At 34.1% G+C, this 17989-nt stretch carries 15 protein-coding genes and 1 pseudogene; 6 read left to right on the top strand and 10 right to left on the bottom strand.

What is annotated here, in order from left to right; all coding sequences use genetic code 11:
• Positions 1–183: 183 nt before the first annotated feature.
• The 4 genes from A9G37_RS05125 to aceE form a co-directional block, all read right to left on the bottom strand.
• Positions 184–540, bottom strand: a complete 357-nt coding sequence (locus A9G37_RS05125; protein ID WP_034909822.1) for a hypothetical protein — start codon at positions 538–540, stop codon at positions 184–186.
• A gap of 369 nt (positions 541–909) precedes the next feature.
• Entirely contained in the window at positions 910–2334 is a 1425-nt protein-coding gene (gene lpdA, locus A9G37_RS05130) for a dihydrolipoyl dehydrogenase (protein ID WP_065560236.1), read from the bottom strand.
• 16 nt (positions 2335–2350) lie between these two features.
• On the bottom strand, positions 2351–3940 hold the full coding sequence (aceF, locus tag A9G37_RS05135) for a pyruvate dehydrogenase complex dihydrolipoyllysine-residue acetyltransferase (protein ID WP_034909826.1): 1590 nt from the start codon (positions 3938–3940) through the stop codon (positions 2351–2353).
• 12 nt (positions 3941–3952) lie between these two features.
• On the bottom strand, positions 3953–6619 hold the full coding sequence (gene aceE / locus A9G37_RS05140) for a pyruvate dehydrogenase (acetyl-transferring), homodimeric type (protein WP_034909932.1): 2667 nt from the start codon (positions 6617–6619) through the stop codon (positions 3953–3955).
• A 377-nt stretch (positions 6620–6996) separates the two neighbouring features.
• Between aceE and lipB the strand changes: the two genes are divergently transcribed.
• Together lipB and lipA are read left to right on the top strand one after the other, a co-directional pair.
• Positions 6997–7617 (top strand): lipoyl(octanoyl) transferase LipB, encoded by a 621-nt coding sequence (lipB, locus tag A9G37_RS05145; RefSeq protein ID WP_034909828.1) that lies wholly within the window; start codon positions 6997–6999, stop codon positions 7615–7617.
• 10 nt (positions 7618–7627) lie between these two features.
• A complete protein-coding gene (gene lipA, locus A9G37_RS05150; protein ID WP_034909830.1) occupies positions 7628–8587 on the top strand; it encodes a lipoyl synthase in 960 nt (319 codons plus the stop codon).
• Positions 8588–8624: 37 nt separating this feature from the next.
• On the opposite strand, the gene A9G37_RS05155 is transcribed toward lipA, so the two are convergent.
• On the bottom strand, positions 8625–10397 hold the full coding sequence (locus A9G37_RS05155) for a DUF3413 domain-containing protein (RefSeq protein WP_065574833.1): 1773 nt from the start codon (positions 10395–10397) through the stop codon (positions 8625–8627).
• A 189-nt stretch (positions 10398–10586) separates the two neighbouring features.
• Here A9G37_RS05155 and A9G37_RS05160 point away from each other — a divergent pair, with 189 nt between their 5' ends.
• The 3 genes from A9G37_RS05160 (at position 10587) to A9G37_RS05170 (ending at position 13618) form a co-directional block, all read left to right on the top strand.
• Entirely contained in the window at positions 10587–12359 is a 1773-nt protein-coding gene (locus A9G37_RS05160; RefSeq protein WP_202961518.1) for an AAA family ATPase, read from the top strand.
• A gap of 117 nt (positions 12360–12476) precedes the next feature.
• Positions 12477–12998 carry a bifunctional 3-hydroxydecanoyl-ACP dehydratase/trans-2-decenoyl-ACP isomerase gene (gene fabA / locus A9G37_RS05165; protein WP_034909831.1) on the top strand — a complete coding sequence of 174 codons (522 nt, stop codon included), beginning with the start codon at positions 12477–12479 and terminating at the stop codon, positions 12996–12998.
• Positions 12999–13096: 98 nt separating this feature from the next.
• Positions 13097–13618, top strand: a complete 522-nt coding sequence (locus A9G37_RS05170; RefSeq protein WP_238552625.1) for a thermonuclease family protein — start codon at positions 13097–13099, stop codon at positions 13616–13618.
• Between the two features lie 12 nt (positions 13619–13630).
• On the opposite strand, the pseudogene A9G37_RS12835 reads toward A9G37_RS05170, so the two are convergent.
• The 5 genes and pseudogenes from A9G37_RS12835 to A9G37_RS05190 all read right to left on the bottom strand — a co-directional run.
• Positions 13631–13810, bottom strand: a pseudogene (locus tag A9G37_RS12835) (DUF5339 family protein); the annotation flags it as partial.
• Positions 13811–14050: 240 nt separating this feature from the next.
• The gene (cspE, locus tag A9G37_RS05175; RefSeq protein WP_034909833.1) at positions 14051–14260 is read right to left on the bottom strand and encodes a transcription antiterminator/RNA stability regulator CspE; all 210 of its coding nucleotides are present in this window, start codon (positions 14258–14260) and stop codon (positions 14051–14053) included.
• A 303-nt stretch (positions 14261–14563) separates the two neighbouring features.
• The gene (gene proC, locus A9G37_RS05180; protein ID WP_065574834.1) at positions 14564–15373 is read right to left on the bottom strand and encodes a pyrroline-5-carboxylate reductase; all 810 of its coding nucleotides are present in this window, start codon (positions 15371–15373) and stop codon (positions 14564–14566) included.
• Between the two features lie 322 nt (positions 15374–15695).
• Positions 15696–16448 (bottom strand): hypothetical protein, encoded by a 753-nt coding sequence (locus tag A9G37_RS05185; protein ID WP_141671069.1) that lies wholly within the window; start codon positions 16446–16448, stop codon positions 15696–15698.
• On the bottom strand, positions 16426–17124 hold the full coding sequence (locus tag A9G37_RS05190; RefSeq protein ID WP_141671070.1) for a hypothetical protein: 699 nt from the start codon (positions 17122–17124) through the stop codon (positions 16426–16428). Before A9G37_RS05190 ends, A9G37_RS05185 begins: the two co-directional genes overlap by 23 nt.
• A 700-nt stretch (positions 17125–17824) precedes the next feature.
• Here A9G37_RS05190 and A9G37_RS13530 point away from each other — a divergent pair.
• A partial coding sequence (locus tag A9G37_RS13530; protein ID WP_141671002.1) for a helix-turn-helix domain-containing protein occupies positions 17825–17989 on the top strand: 165 nt, incomplete at its 3' end.

Below are 17989 nucleotides of genomic sequence, written 5' to 3' on the forward strand. Positions count from 1 at the left end.
CATCCAAATATTGTTTAATACTTTGTGAATCAAAATTCCAAGCTATTTAATCAAAGGCTGAAAGATAGAACCGTGTTTTATGAATTTTATTTAGAATAATTTCTATTACCAATACTTACTGAGTATTATTAGGCTGTCAACAATCAATAATAAATAGGTTTATGTTAGTATTTCTTCTATCAATTAATCATATTCAATTTTATATCTGCCTATAACATCAAAAATATGATCATAAGTACTAAGAATTATACGTTGCTTGCCTTTTTTATGAACTTCATCTACTAAATCAAAACTAGATTTTGAATATTTTTCATAAGGGTATTCATCTATTAGATAAATAGATAAGCTATCAATATCACTAAAAATAAATGTAACTTTAACTTCTGGAACATTTAAGATTTTTGGCTTACAGCCTGCTAGTGATAATGATGTATTGACCATCAAAGTGAATGGTATACATTCTAATTTAACGTCAGATAATATCAATGCATTTCGTGCATAAATAATGCCGTATTTTGTTTGTATTTCCTGTGTGTTCATATTAACCTCATTTTTTCAATTTATTTTGATTGGTATCGTTTTTTTGAAAAATCTCTTAATATACTTGCAGACAAATTTATCTTAGATAAATCATCTGAATAAAATCCTAAGTATTGTAATCTTTTTAATAATATAAAGACACCTGTTAATAACAGGTACTAGGGTATTGACGTTTACCAAAGTTATCAAAGATATATAACTTATTTATCTCTCGTTTTCATTAAGATCAACACTTAGTTATTTGATTCATTTTTTACTGAAACGTATAGTTACCTGAAACTTTTTGACAAAAATTATCTTATAAAAAATAAAAATGCCGTTAGTTTGAGCTAACGGCATTTTATTAAGTATATAAATGACTTATTATTACTATTTCTTCTTCGCCTTAGCATTTGGTAAATCAGTGACTGAGCCTTCATAAATTTCAGAGGCTAAGCCAATTGATTCATGCAATGTTGGGTGAGCATGAATTGTTAATGCAATATCTTCGGCATCGCAACCCATTTCGACAGCTAAGGTGATTTCACCAAGTAATTCACCACCATTTGCACCAACAACCGCACCACCTAATAGGCGATTATCTGCTTTATTGAAGATCAGTTTTGTCATCCCTTCAGAGCAATCAGAAGCAATAGCTCGTCCTGAAGCTGCCCATGGGAAGATTGATACTTCATAATCAATACCTTTTTCTTTCGCTTCTTTTTCAGTTAAACCAACCCAAGCAACTTCGGGTTCGGTATAAGCGATAGAAGGAATGGTTTTTGGATCAAAGAAGTGTTTTTTACCTGCAATTACTTCTGCTGCCACATGACCTTCGTGTACGCCTTTGTGCGCAAGCATTGGTTGACCAACAATATCTCCAATTGCATAGATATGCGGAACATTGGTACGCATCTGTTTATCGACTTCGATAAATCCACGGTCAGTAACATTAACGCCTGCTTTTTCCGCACTAATTAATTTACCATTTGGTGTACGACCAATAGCCACTAATACCGCATCATAAGTATGAGTTTCGGTGCTGCCGTCTTTCTTTTCCATGGTGACATAAATTGCATCATGTTTTGCTTCAACGGTAGTAACTTTAGTTTCCAATCGTAAAGTGAATTTCTTTTGGATCTGCTTAGTAAAGACTTTAATTACATCTTTATCTGCAGCCGGAATCACTTGATCAAACATTTCAACTACATCGACTTCTGAACCAAGTGCATGGTATACAGTCCCCATTTCAAGACCTATAATTCCGCCACCCATTAATAATAATTTTTTAGGAATGGTGGTTAAAGCTAAGGCATCTGTAGAATCCCAAATACGAGGATCATCATGTGGAATAAAAGGCAACTTGATTGGACGAGAGCCCGCTGCAATAATTGCATTATCAAAGGTGATCTTAGTGATTCCTTTTGATGAAGTTACCTCCATTGTATGACTACCGGTAAACTGTGCCTCACCTTGAATAACATTGACTTTACGCATTTTGGCCATACCAGCTAGTCCATTAGTCAGTTGACTAATAACTTTTTCTTTCCAGCCACGCACTTTGTCTAATTCAAGTCTAGGTGTACCAAAATGGATACCATGTTCGGTTAATGATTTTGCTTCATCCATTACTTTAGCAACATGAAGTAATGCTTTTGATGGAATACAGCCTACATTTAAACAAACACCACCAAGTGTTGAATAACGTTCAACAAGGGTAACTTCTAGTCCAAGGTCGGCAGCACGAAACGCAGCGGAATAACCCGCTGGTCCTGCTCCTAAAACCACAACTTGTGTTTTAACATCTTGACTCATAATTTGATCTCCTTAATTACATCACTAAACGACGTAAGTCGGATAAGACGTTAACAATATGGCTTAAGAAGCGTGCACCATCAGCACCATCAATAACTCGGTGATCGAATGATAATGATAATGGCAACATTAGCCGTGGTGTAAACTCTTTGCCATTCCAAACTGGTTTCATGCTAGAGCGAGATACACCTAAAATACCAACTTCTGGCGCATTAACAATTGGTGTAAACGAGGTTGTACCAATGCCACCAAGGCTAGAAATAGTGAAACATCCACCTTGCATATCGCTACCTGTCAATTTACCTTCACGTGCCTTTTTAGAAATTGCCGCAAGCTCACGAGAAAGTTCAACAATACCCTTTTTATCAACATCTTTAAATACTGGAACTACAAGACCATTTGGTGTATCGACAGCAACGCCAATATTAATGTATTTTTTGATAATTAAGGTTTGGGCATCTTCAGATAATGAGCTATTAAAGCGTGGATACGCTGTTAATGCACTTGCTACCGCTTTCATGATAAACACAAGTGGAGTGATCTTAAGATCAAGTTTTTTCTTATCTGCTTCTGCATTTTGTTGCTTACGAAATGCTTCTAAATCAGTAATATCTGTTTCATCAAATTCTGTCACATGCGGAATCATTACCCAGTTACGGTGTAAATTTGCACCTGATACTTTTTGAATTTTAGTTAATGGTAAACTTTCAACTTCACCAAATTTGCTAAAATCAACTTTAGGCCATGGTAATAGACCAGGTAATGCACCACCTGTAGCGCCACTTTCAATTTGTTTAACAGCATTTTTTACGTAAGTTTGAATGTCTTCACGTAAAATACGGTTTTTAGGACCTGTAGCGGTAACTTTTGCTAGATTTACCCCAAATTCACGTGCTAAACGACGTACAGATGGTGTTGCATGAGCATAAGCATCGTTTTCAACAAACTCATTGCTTGATGAAGCAGGCGCTGATTTTGCAGTAACTGGTGCTGGCGTTGGCTCAGGTGCTGCTTTTTCAGCAACAGGAGCTGCGGCAGCTGGAGCTGCTTGAGTAACTGGAGCTGCACTAGATGTGGTTTCAAATTCCATGATTTTGGAACCTGTTTTTACTTTATCACCCACTTTTATCGTGATACTTTTAACCGTACCAGCAATGGTTGCTGGTACTTCCATTGAGGCTTTATCACCCTCAACGGTAATTAATGAATCATCAACAGATATAGTATCGCCTACTTTTACCAAAATTTCCGTTACTTCGACTTCATCACCACCAATATCTGGAACTTTTACATCTACAATTTGGCTAGTTGCAGTTGGTGTTACTTCAACTTTTGGTGCTTCTTGTGCTGTAGCTGGAGCGGCAGTTTCGCTACCTTGCCCATCAAAGACCATAATGTCAACGCCTGTTTTGACTTTATCGCCAATTTTTACAGAAATAGATTTAACAATACCAGCCTGTGGTGCTGGAATTTCCATTGATGCTTTATCACCTTCAACTGTCATAATTGACTGATCAGCTTCAACTTTATCGCCTATTTTAACCAGAATTTCGGTTACTTCTACTTCGTCACCACCGATATCAGGTAATTTGATTTGAATACTCATTATAATAACCTCTTATGCAATTCGTGGATTAAGTTTATCGGCATTGATTTCGAATTTTTTGATCGCATCTTCAACAACACTAACCTCAATATCGCCACGTTTAGCAAGTTCACCCAATGCTGCAACCACAACATAAGATGCATCGACTTCAAAGTGATGACGTAAATTTTCACGGCTATCACTGCGACCGAAACCGTCAGTACCGAGTACTCGATAGCTTTCAGCAGGTACAAATCCACGAATTTGCTCAGCAAACAATTTCATATAATCAGTTGAAACCACCGCTGGATTGTTATTCATAATTTGTGCAACATAAGGCACTTTTGGTGTTTCACTTGGATGCAACATATTATATCGTTCGCAATCTTGACCATCACGAGCAAGTTCAGTAAATGATGTTACGCTATAAACTTCTGAGCTAATACCATAATTTTTAGCTAAGATTTCAGCCGCTTCACGAACATGGCGTAAAATAGAGCCTGAACCTAGTAACTGAACAGTCGGTTTGCCTTTTTGACCCTCAACGGTATCTAGTTTATAAATACCTCGTCGAATGCCCTCTTCTGCACCTTCTGGCATTGCTGGTTGTGCATAGTTTTCATTGAGAGTTGTAATATAGTAGTAAACGTTTTCTTGCTCACCATACATGCGACGTAAACCGTCTTGCATGATTACCGCAACTTCATAAGCATAAGCAGGATCATATGATATACAGTTAGGGATAGTTAATGCTTGAATGTGACTGTGACCATCTTGGTGTTGTAGACCTTCACCATTTAGCGTTGTTCGACCAGAGGTTCCACCAATCATAAATCCACGAGCTTGTTGATCACCTGCTGCCCACATTAGATCACCAATACGTTGGAATCCAAACATTGAATAGTAAATGTAGAATGGAATCATTGGGAAATCATTTGTGCTATATGAAGTGGCCGCAGCAATCCAAGAAGCCGTTGCACCACATTCATTAATTCCTTCTTGAAGAATTTGACCTTTCTCATCTTCACGATAATAAGCCACTTGTTCTTTATCTTGTGGTGTATATTGTTGACCGTGTGGATTATAAATACCAATTTGACGGAATAAACCTTCCATACCAAAAGTACGTGCTTCATCAGCTAGAATAGGTACTAAACGTGGAGCAAGTTCTTTATCCTTAAGCATAATATTAAGCGCACGGACAAATGCTATAGTGGTTGATATTTCTTTCGATTGAGCTTCAAGTAATGACGCAAATTCACTTAATGGAGGAATTGAAACAGTTCCTGAAAAATGAGTTAATCTAGATGGTACATAACCATGTAACGCTTCACGACGCTCATGAATGTATTTGTATTCTGGCGTGTGTTCCTCAAATTTGATGTATGGTAATTTTTCAAGTGCTTCATCTGTCACTGGAATATTGAAGAAATCGCGAACATGACGCACGCCATCCATATTCATTTTTTTCACTTGGTGAGCGATATTTTTTGCTTCAGCAGCAGCCCCCATACCATAACCTTTTATGGTGTGAGCAAGAATAACAGTTGGACGATCTTTAGTTTCTTTTGCTCGTTGGAATGCAGCAAACATTTTAGCAGGATCTTGACCACCACGGTTTAATCTAAAGATTTCTTCATCAGACATATCTTTAACTAATTCAGCGGTTTCAGGGTATTTACCAAAGAAATGCTCGCGAACATAAGCACCGTCTTTTGATTTTAATGTTTGATAATCACCATCAAGTGTTTCATTCATTAGTCGAATTAACTTACCAGACTTATCTTTTTGGAGAAGTTTATCCCAACGGTCACCCCAAAGAACTTTAATTACGTTCCAACCCGCACCAGCAAATACACCTTCTAGTTCATTGATAATTTTGCCATTACCCGTTACTGGACCATCTAAACGTTGTAAATTACAGTTGATAACAAAAACTAAATTATCTAGTTTTTCACGTGTTGCAACGGTAATTGCACCTTTTGATTCTGGTTCATCCATCTCACCATCACCTAAGAAAGCATAGACAGTTTGTTCAGAAGTATCTTTCAACCCACGATTTTCTAAATATTTTAAGAAACGTGCTTGATAAATGGCATTAACAGGACCAAGCCCCATCGATACTGTTGGAAATTGCCAAAATTCTGGAAGCAATTTAGGATGAGGGTATGATGGTAAACCTTTACCATGAACTTCTTGACGGAAATTATCTAATTGCTCTTCGGTTAAACGTCCTTCAATAAAGGCTCGAGAATAAATACCTGGTGAGATGTGCCCTTGGAAGTAAATTAAATCACCGCCATCTTTTTCATTACGAGCACGGAAAAAGTGGTTAAAACAGACTTCATAAAAAGTAGCTGCAGATTGGAACGATGCCATATGGCCACCAAGCTCTAAATCTTTCTTTGAAGCTCGTAACACCATCATAATTGCATTCCAACGGACAATTGAACGAATACGTCTTTCTATTTCCCAATCGCCAGGATAAGCAGGTTGCTCTTCTACTGGAATAGTATTGACATAATTGCTTGTTGAAGATCCAAAAAGTACTGGAACACCCCCATCTCTCGCCTTATTAACTATTTGTTCAATAATATACTGTGCTCGTTCGATTCCTTCTTCTCGAATAATAGACTCAACACTTTTGAGCCAATCTTGTGTTTCAATGGGATCGACATCATTCATTTGCATGTCCGACATATAAAAACCTCTTTTTTTGTTTAGAAAAATGCATTATTTGCTATTCTCAATTACATTAAAAAACGTAATAAAAGAAAGCTTAAACTCTGCATTACAGAGCTTCATTAATATCAGTCTGCCATTTAAAAAAAAAAAGTAAAGCAAACTGCCGCTTTGAAAAGAATGTTAATTCCTATCAAATTAATCAACTATTTCAATATTAGTAATGAAATTGATGTTATTTATATGATAAATAAGTAAATTTCACCTAATGATACATATAAATGTTATTCCTAATAGCTATTCCAATAATAACTACAAGTTGTCAAGTTATTATAAAATCTGTTATATACTCGTAAAAATTGCGATAATACTACTTGAAGATAACAGAAAAAACTATGATCATTAATAATGTCATAATCAAAGACTTAAAAATTAAACCATATGTGTATACCTATCAAGCTATGCATGACTTTACGAAACAACGTGATGAGCATTCTCTTGATGAAATCTGGTTAGTCGAACATGAGCCTGTATTTACCCAAGGTAAAGTTGGTAAAGCTGAACATTTATTAAATCAGACAAATATCCCTGTTATTCAGACCGATCGCGGTGGTCAAATTACTTACCATGCTCCAGGTCAACAAATCATGTATATTTTATTTGATTTAAAAAGACTTAAGTTAGGTATCCGAGACGTAGTTAGTTATTTAGAAAATAGTGTCATTCAAACATTGTTCCATTATGGTATTATTGCTCATGCAAAGCCTGATGCACCGGGAGTATATATTAACGAAAAAAAAATCTGCTCACTTGGTTTGCATATCAGTCGTGGCTGCACTTTACATGGACTTGCATTCAATGTTGATATGGATCTTACCCCTTTTAATAACATTAACCCTTGTGGCTATGCCGGATTACAAATGACGCAACTAAAAGAATATGTCTCTCAAATTGACCGTAAAGAGATAAAACAACTATTAACTAATAATTTTATTAAGCAGTTACCTCAAAGATAAGATACCAATTATGCAAAATAATGAAACAAGAATCAGAAGTTCGAAATATCGTGATGCTGACAAGACACGCTTAATTCCAACTGTAACATTAGAAGATGTAGCACCACTAAAAAAACCTGAATGGATGCGAATTAAATTATCTGCTCACTCTGATAATATAGCACATATTAAAAACACAATGCGCAAACATGGATTACATTCAGTCTGTGAAGAAGCTTCTTGCCCTAATTTAGCTGAATGTTTTAATCATGGCACGGCTACTTTTATGATTTTGGGCGATATTTGTACCCGCCGTTGCCCATTTTGTGATGTAGCTCATGGTAGACCATTACCACCAGATAGTAAAGAACCCATTAAGCTAGCGCAAACCATTCAAGAAATGAAATTACGCTATGTTGTTATTACCTCGGTTGATAGGGATGATTTAAAAGATGGTGGAGCTAGCCATTTTGCTAATTGTACTCGAGAAATCAGAGCATTAAACCCAAATATAAAGGTTGAAACATTAACACCTGATTTTCGTGGTTGTATTGATGAAGCAATTGATGTCTTAAGTGATAATCCACCTGATGTATTTAATCATAATTTAGAAAATATACCTCGCTTATATAAAAGGATCCGACCTGGCGCTAACTATGAAGGATCACTTAAATTACTGGCAGCATTTAAAGAACGACATCCTGAAATTCCTACAAAATCTGGGTTAATGGTAGGACTTGGCGAAACAAATCAAGAATTAATTCAAGTGTTAAAAGATTTACGTAGTCATGGTGTTACTATGTTGACGCTTGGTCAATATTTACAACCAAGTAAATATCATTTACCCGTTGAACGTTATGTTTCGCCACAAGAATTTGAAGAATTAAAGCAAACGGCATTAGCTATGGGATTCACTCATGCAGCTTGTGGGCCATTTGTACGTTCATCTTATCATGCTGATTTACAAGCAATGGGCAAAGAGGTGAAGTAATCTTCACCCCTTTTTATAATTCTACTCAAAAGCTAAATCAATTATCCACAACCATAAAACGGCGATTTTCAGTAACGATTTGCAAAAAGATGGGTAAACTAATTTTTTCTGCTTTTTGCAATTTACCATTAATATCATAAATTTTAGAACGACCAAAAGCATCTAAAACAACCGTTTTATCATCATAAAGTGCTGCTATAGTATTTTCATCACCAGCAACTAGCCATTGTCTAGACTTTCGAGTAAATAGGTTTTTACCTTGACTGTACAGCTGAGGTGGCGTAGTAACATAAAATGCGTCTTGCATTAATGTAAGCATAATATCAGTTTGCGAAGTTGCTTCTGTTATTTGGGCACGGCCTTTATTTGGCCATGATATAATCAATGGTACTTTTAATGATTCTCTGTTAAAGTCGCTTCCTGCATTGCGTAACGCTACTTTTTTCACTTCGTCAATTTTAATATCATTCGAACCAGTAATAACAATAATCGTATCATCATAGGCATTAGATAATTTTAAATAGGCAATTAATGATTCAATGTATTGATCTAGCCTTTTAGCTTCTGATTGAAGATCAGATATCGTGATTTTTTTATTTTTACTTCCCAATGAATATTGGATTATAGAAAACAGAGGTGCATGATTAGCAAGGCTATTTTGTTCTTCATGCCAAGCCCTCCAGTTTTCTGTTATTTGTTTATTAGATTGTTTTTTAGGTTGTGGTATTGAAAAATTAGATAACAAAGCTGAACGATATAAAGGTTCAGCAAAACCATTTTCCGAAAATAGACCTAAGTTGTAGTGCTGTTTTGTAACGACATCAAGCAATACAGACGGTTTATGTCCAACAAGGATACTATTATAGTAGTTAGGATCTAACCCATAAAACAATGAAAAGTCATTTAAATAGGACTGATTACTTGCTCCATAATGATTAGCAAAGAAAATATTATCTTGAGAAAACTCATTTAACCACGGCATATGTTTAGTTAATAAATTAGTATTCCACCCTTCAATAACAATCATTAACACATTATTTTTTATTGTCTTTTGATTATAAACAATATTTCCTAACGGATATTCAATTGCCATCGCAAAAGGATTCCCTTCTTGGGCAACACGATCACGATAACCATTTTCTTTAATAAAGCCATAACGTTCAAGAAAATGGCGAGCAGTTAAAGGATAAGAAAGTGGTAGGCTTGAACGCTGCATAGTAATTGGTCGATAAAAATTAGCATCAGCCCAGATATGAATCAAATGTGAGGAAACAAAACAAAGAATAAAAAGAATTACTACAGGCTTTGCATAGCGTTTACGTTTACTTAAGCTACGTAACTTTTTCCAGCTCCATACCGAAAATAAAATTTCAATCAACAAAATAAACGGAATAGCAATAAATACCGTACTTAAATAAGTGACTTTTTGCGATGAAAATAATTGCCAAATAGACAAATTAAGGTGCATTCTAAAATGCGAAAAAACTTCAATATCAATAATTAGTAATGAAAGACCTACTGTTGCAAAAACCGTTGCAATTATCCTTTGCCATCGAGATGAATGAATGAAAAAACTTAACGGAAAAAGCAGAATCAAATAAGCAATAAAGGTCAAATAGCTGAAATGTCCGATTGCACTAATAATTGCATAAAATCGCCCCATAAAAGTACGAGGCCAATCTGCAATAAATAAATATTGACTACCTAGTAAAATTACAACAAAAATATTAAACAACGTAAACCAATGCCCCCAACTAACAATTTGTGAGGCACGATAGTCTTTGAAGTAAGTATTTTTGATTTTGAGCATATTAAGTCGTTGCTAATGGTGATTATTAAGATAAATAAACAATAAATTATGTTTTAGTTTACCTGATTTTAAAAAATCTTTCTGTAAATTTTTTATTTGCTACCATAAAGATTTTGGTAATCTGTTGGCGATACATCGGATACTTGTTATAATTTCAAAATGAAATAAGTTAACAAAAAGATAAAAACTTTGGCAATTAAACAACTCAACGCAAAACAGATCCAGCCTGATTTATCCTATATTTCTGAACTTAGAAACAAAACTAATAATTCAATATCATTAGAATCAGAAAAATCAGAACATTTACTCATGTGGCAACCACGTGTGGCCTCTGCCTTAGCACTGTTATGCCCACCCAAAAGAGTATGTTATAGCCCCCGCTTTATGTTGCTTAAAGCACCTGAAAGCGAGCTTTTTTTTGATTTACTAAGACAAGCCATTAAATCTGATTTATCTTCACCTTCATTAGGCTATAGTTATTTTTTTAGCGAAAGTAAAATTACGCTGGCCAATGCAAAGAGCAAACAAGATAATTTTGCTGCCCAAGACAATTGTTTATTTGCATCATCTGTTGATAGTGAAAAACTATTTGGTTGTGTTAGACAACCTGAAAATAGTCCTATAAAATTACAAGCTGGACTTGTTCATCGTGCTAATGGCGGCATTTTAATTTTAGGCCTTCGCTCACTACTTAGCCAACCATTGTTATGGTCTAAATTAAAACAAATGGTAATAAAGCAAGAGTTTGAATGGGTTTCAGCTGACGAATCTCATCCTTTACCTTTGTCTATTCCTCCTATGCCACTTGATTTACGAATTATTTTAGTTGGGGATAGATTAAGTTTAGCAGAATTACAAGATTTTGAACCTGAATTTTATTCAACTTCTATCTATACTGAATTTGAAAATGAATTACCAGTCAAATCACCCGAGCAAATAGAACGCTGGATTAATTACTTAAAATTTATCGCTAATAAACAACAATTACCTAATATTGACACCTTAGCTTTAGCAAAAATTTACAAAGAGGCTACTCGCTATACTGGTGATCAACATTACCTCCCTCTTTCAGTAGATTGGATTAATTCGCTATTAGTTAATGCTACACACTTTATGCAAAATAATGTAATCGATGAATCAGCCATCACATCTGCTATAAAGCAAAAATCATGGCATGAAAATTATTTGCAAGAAAGGCTACATGAGGAGATATTTAGTAATCAAATAATGATTAATACTAAAGAGCAAGTTGTTGGACAAATAAACGGCTTATCAGTAATTGAATACCCTGGGTATCCAAAAGCGATTGGTGAACCCACTCGTATAAGTTGTCTTATTCATTTTGGTGATGGAGAGATAATTGATATAGAACGCAAAACAGAATTAGCTGGTAATATTCACTCAAAAGGAATGATGATAATGCAGGCATTTATTATGTCTGAATTTGCTATCAATCATCAATTACCTTTTTCAACTTCTTTAGTGTTTGAACAATCTTACAGTGAAATTGATGGTGACAGCGCTTCACTTGCAGGGCTTTGTGCAATCATTAGCGCTTTATCACAACAACCTATTGATCAACAATTGGCTGTTACTGGTTCAGTAGATCAATTTGGTCATGTCCAATCAATTGGTGGAGTGAACGAAAAAATTGAAGGATTTTTTGCTGTTTGTAAACAACAAGGTTTAACTGGACAACAAGGCGTAATTATTCCAGCCACTAATCAACGCCATTTAAGTTTAAATGATGATGTTATTGAAGCAATCGATCAAGGAAAGTTTTCAATATGGTCTGTTGAACATGTTGCTGATGCGCTTTACCTACTAACAGGTATTCCTTATAAAGATAAAGATAGCATTAATCTTTACCAATTGATTCATGCACGTATGCAAGCAGTATTGTTGCAGGACAAAAAACAAGATAGTTGGTTAAGTAGATGGCAAAAATATTGCAAAAAGTAACAATACCAAATAAACTTTGGTACAAAATTTTATTAATTACGGAATAGAAAAAGAAAGTTAGGTAACTTTTAATTTTTCAAAACATGTTTTAATTTACATTAAATAAAAGGTTTTTTTATGACATTTGAACGTAAATCTTCGTACGATAAAGCAGATCTGATTAAATCAGGCAATAATGAGTTATTTGGTCATGATGGACCACCATTACCATCTGATTTAATGTTAATGATGGATCGTATTATCGAAATGAATGAAAACGGAGGTAACTTTGGCAAAGGTTTTGTTGAAGCCGAACTTGATATTAATCCCGATTTATGGTTTTTTAAATGTCATTTTAAAAACGATCCAGTTATGCCTGGTTGCCTAGGACTTGATGCTATGTGGCAATTAGTTGGATTTTATTTAGGTTGGATTGGTGGTAAAGGGAAAGGCCGCGCTTTAGGTGTTGGTGAGGTAAAATTTACTGGCCAAGTACTACCAACCAATAAAAAAGTAACCTATAAAATCCATTTCAAACGTGTTATTAATCGCAAATTAATTATGGGTATCGGTGATGGCGAAGTTTTTGTTGATGGTAAGCTTATTTACCAAGCCTCTGATTTAAAAGTAGGTCTATTCCAAGATACCAACGCTTTTTAATTTAAAGCTACTCATTCTGTCAGCCTTATTAAATACAAGTAAGGTTGACATCATCTCTTTTTTTATTAAATCCATATTTAGTTATAGCATGAATAATCATGTATAATGCTACAAATTTTTATACTTTTTTATTTATAATGAATCGTTTAAAACATTTATTAATTTGTATTATTTTATTTTTTTTATCAAACACGCTAGTTTATGCTGATTTCAGTGGTAAAGTTGTCAAAGTAATTGATGGTGATACAGTTGATATCTTAACTATCAAAAAACAAAAAATCCGTGTTCGTTTGCTTGATATCGATGCGCCTGAAAGTAAACAAGCCTATGGTAATGTATCACGGAAATATTTAGCTTCACTTATTGCTGGTAAAAATGTTTTTGTTAAAGAAAACAAAAAAGATATCTATAAAAGAACCTTAGGTACTATTTTTTTAAATAAAGTTAATATCAATGCCAAAATGGTCGAAAAAGGTTATGCTTGGGCATATCGTTATAAAGGGGTAGCTAATAACAAAATGATGGTAAAATTAGAGACCAGAGCAAAACAAAATAAAAAAGGACTTTGGAAAGATAAACATCCAATAGCTCCTTGGGATTTTCGTCATAATATGCGATAAATTATATTATTTTTAAAATAAATTTGCTTCAGCTTGTTGAAGAAAATCCATACCTTGTCTACAAGCTGGAGCTTGATTATCTGCAGACAGTGACGAAATCTGTTGTTTAGCCAGTTCTACGCTTTGTTTAATCATATCAGATTGTTGTTTAGGAATTACTTTCATAAAACTGTCAAGTTTATCAAAATAGGTTTTACATGATTCATGTTAAATCCGCCATAGTAATTGAAGAAAAGCCTAATAACACAATAAATAGTAATCTTTTCATTTTCTTATATTATTAGTTTATTGCTAATATCATGAAAAATGATAATTAATAGTAGAAATAGCCAGAATATGGCAAAGAATTTAAGGCGGGAAGTCTATCAGAAAATACCCTATCAGTAACAATTTACCGATAGGGTAGCAAAACTAAAAAATAAAATATAAATCTTAGATGATGGTAACATCCGCTGCTGCAGGACCACGAGGACTGTCTTGAATTGAAAATTCTACTTGTTGACCTTCACCTAATGTTTTGAATCCATCGCCAGAAATTGCAGAGAAATGTACAAATACATCTTTGCTACCATCAGCGGGGGAAATAAAACCAAAACCTTTACTTTCGTTAAACCATTTTACTTGACCAGTTTTCTTAGACATAATAATCTTCCTATAAATAAATTAACTTTAGCCCCTAAAGGACTATATTCAAAAACATAAAACCTAGATTACTTATTAACACTAAGAAGAATATACTAAAGAAAACTAATCTCTAAGGTATAGTAAACTACAAACTACATATATCGAAATGTTACAAAATAAATCCGCATGTCGTATGCTTGTGTCTATTTACTCATAATTAGTTTACTAATGCAAGCAATCTTTTTAAAAGATTACTTATTATATCAGTAAAAATAATTCATAACGCTAATTTAAAGATATAACGTTATGAATTTTATAATATTAATCTTTTGCTATCATTTGAGATTTTTTTATCGTTGCTTCCACTGCATCAATAACTGCTGACCTAAATCCTTTGGCTTCAAGTAGTTGCACACCTTCAATGGTTGTACCCGCAGGTGAGCAGACCATATCTTTTAACTCCCCTGGATGTTTACCTGTTTCTAATAATAGTTTTGCCGATCCTAAAACTGCTTGGGCAGCAAACTTGTAAGCTTGTTTTCTTGATAATCCGCCTTTAACCGCACCATCAGCTAGTGCTTCAATAAACATAAACACAAAAGCTGGGGAAGATCCACTTGCTCCAATAACTGCGTCAATTAAATCTTCAGGAACAACTTCCGTTTCACCAATACAATTTAATAAACGTTGAATTATTGCTAATTCTTCATCCGTAACCTCTGTATTTGGTGTTATTGAACACATAGCTGCATTAACTAACGCAGGTGTATTTGGCATTACTCTTACTATTTTTTGCTCGTAGCCTACATTTTTTGCTATCGTCTTAATCGTTACACCTGCAGCAATCGAGATAACAACGGTATTCTTTTTTAACTCCTTTTGAATATCAGCCAACACATCCACAATAATATTCGGCTTAACCGCTAAAAAAACAATATCTGATTCTCGTGCAACATCTCTCGCTGATGCTAAATTATTTATTGAGTAAGATTGATTAAGAACTTGACCTTTTTCGATATGAGGATCATAAACATAAATTTGCGTTCCAGGAACTATATTACTTGCTAAAATACCTTGTAAAATAGCATTACCCATATTACCTAAACCAATAAAACCTATACGCTGTTCCATATATTAATCACCTCTTAAATATTTATGTATAAGAATATATGATAAATGTTTTTTGATATAAATTAAAAATTTCAATCTCAGAAATTAAAATAATTATTTTGATAAAAAATTTTTGGTTAAAATTTTTAGTAAATGAATTAAATGTACAAATTTTTATGTTTGCTATATAAAATTATTTTAAAATACATATCCATTAAAAAAAACAAAATACTACAATTGAATAAATAAAAAACATGCTATTAAATTACTTTGTATAAATAAAAGTAAATTGGTCATTTAGTCATATTAAACTAAATGACCAATTCAGTAACAATAAGAAGAATTAAGGTGAGACACAAGCTACTCTATAGTCTGGACGTTCTGAAGCAAGCCAAGCGCCAACTATACCTATATTTGTCTCCACAACATATTGAGCTATTTCATCTTTTTTATCAGAAGTCCAATAATATCCTCGCATATCGCCCCAACTAGGATCACCAGAAAGAAAATATTCCCAATCACTATCTGTATAATAGATTTGAGTCATTCTTCCCCATTCGCTAAATAAGCCTCCCATCCAATAACCATTCATTTTATAACTAATTTTTCTTTTATAGAACAAGTCAGCGATACCGTTTTGCCAATTGCCACGTCTTGCATTGGTAAAATCAAGTACTTTGGTCATACGATATCCACCACCATTAAAGTTATCACAAAATGCTACTGCATTTTGATACCCCCCTGCACCACCTTTTTTAGTGACATACCAACGCTCTAACCTAAAACTATACAATGGGTCATTGTTTTTATCGTGTAGATAAAATGTTGAAGGAATAAAAGAACCAGGATGACCCTCCTTAGGACCCGTTAAGTTAATTTTTACAAGCCCTGTCGGTAGCGTATTTTCAGCATTTAACGTTAATGTTACCCCTCCAGCCGAAATTGTTCGACCATTCGTATTAACGATATCTTGTGCTTTCATTCCTGCAATACTCAAGTAAAAAAATAAATTATGAGAGCCTGTGGTTGGAAAGTTTGCTCCCGGATTTACTGGATTGTAAGCATAAAATCTCCTATGCCTTATTCCAGTCACCATTCGGATCGTTAAGAGAAGAAACTGCCCCATCGTAAGGCATATTATTTGAATGCCAATCATATTCTAAGTTAGGTATTGCATAACAAAATTGTGGTTTATTCATTTTAGGATAAAGATAATAAGTATGCCTATTCCCAGTAAAGTTATCACTTTCAGAAGGAATACCATATTCCGTCTTAATGTTCACATCTTCTACTTCTAACGTTAATTGATAAGGTGCATCACAACCATTTAATGCTTTATCTGAATTATCCTTCACATAATTAGTAATATCCTGACCATATAAATTCTGCCATTTAATTTTTAATTTACTCGAATTAACACGATGAAGTATATCGCCATCATCATCCTTCCAATAACCATTGTCATCAATCACTTTATCGGTCAATACTTCTGGGTAATCCCCATGAGGTACTAATGTTTGGATGTCTGCAAAAGTGGCTGAAAGTTTATCTAACACTACTGGGTTTTCCATACTTGAGCTATCATTTGATGCATTAATAATTTGGTTTCCTAGTAATGTTACTGATAATAAGGGACTAACTGAATCAGCATGAGTCATACCGCCATCAAAGGTTAAATAAGGTGCCGTGCCATGAATGGCATTTGATGTGGTAGCCGATAGTGCCTGCGATTCAAAAGAGTACGACAATAACAACAACGGCGCTAATGCCAATGGGATTTTTGAAAATAGTTTTGTGAATAATTTCGATAATAATCAGAGAAATAATCTCGACAATATAAATGAGATTCGAGTAAAAACACGTCGAATAAAGTTATTTGATAAATTTAAGACGTAGGTTTGCCATGGCTTGTGGCTAAAATGGTACTGCATTTTGTTTCACCTGTCAATTAATATTTTGTTTTATTTAAATTTTTTATAATTGTTCGCTTATTTAATAAGCCATCTTTTATGAAGATGGTTAAAGTATAGCCGCTTAAAAAATAGTTGGCTAGTTTTTTGGCGAAATTTTTTGTAAAGAAATGTAAAGATAAAAACGATTCGGCTTTAGTAATAAGCGAATTTTCTAATTAAAATATGGTGTTAGACTTAGAACTTTTTGATTTTTGCGGAATGATTAATATTACTGATAACATCTAAAACGCAAACACGCCAACAGCACGATTTGGCGTGCAGTTTTACTTCGTAATCAGCATATTTTTATATTTTGATAAGAAAATCTTATTAATATTGTGGTGCTATAAGCGTGTTTTTTGCTCTAAAATCACTCAGATAGATTATTGATTTTATTTAATTTTTTATATTTTAAATCCTGGATTCAAACATGAAGTGCAATTTTAAACACGGTGGAGTGAAGAAAGTAGAAAGGTGATTTATACTAGCACCTTCGCACCACCACAGTTTGGAGATTGCTATGTATTATAATCACCTTTCTAGGAAGGAAAGATACCAAATTTTCGTATTATTACAAGCCGGAAAGAATAAAAAAGAGATAGCCCAGCTACTCAATAGACATCCTTCGACAATAAGTCGAGAGATAAAAAGAAACTCAAAACCTAATCAAGCCTATCAAGCACAT

This window comes from Gilliamella sp. GillExp13 (genome assembly GCF_001690815.1).
In the GTDB taxonomy this organism is placed as follows: Bacteria; Pseudomonadota; Gammaproteobacteria; order Enterobacterales; family Orbaceae; genus Gilliamella; species Gilliamella bombi.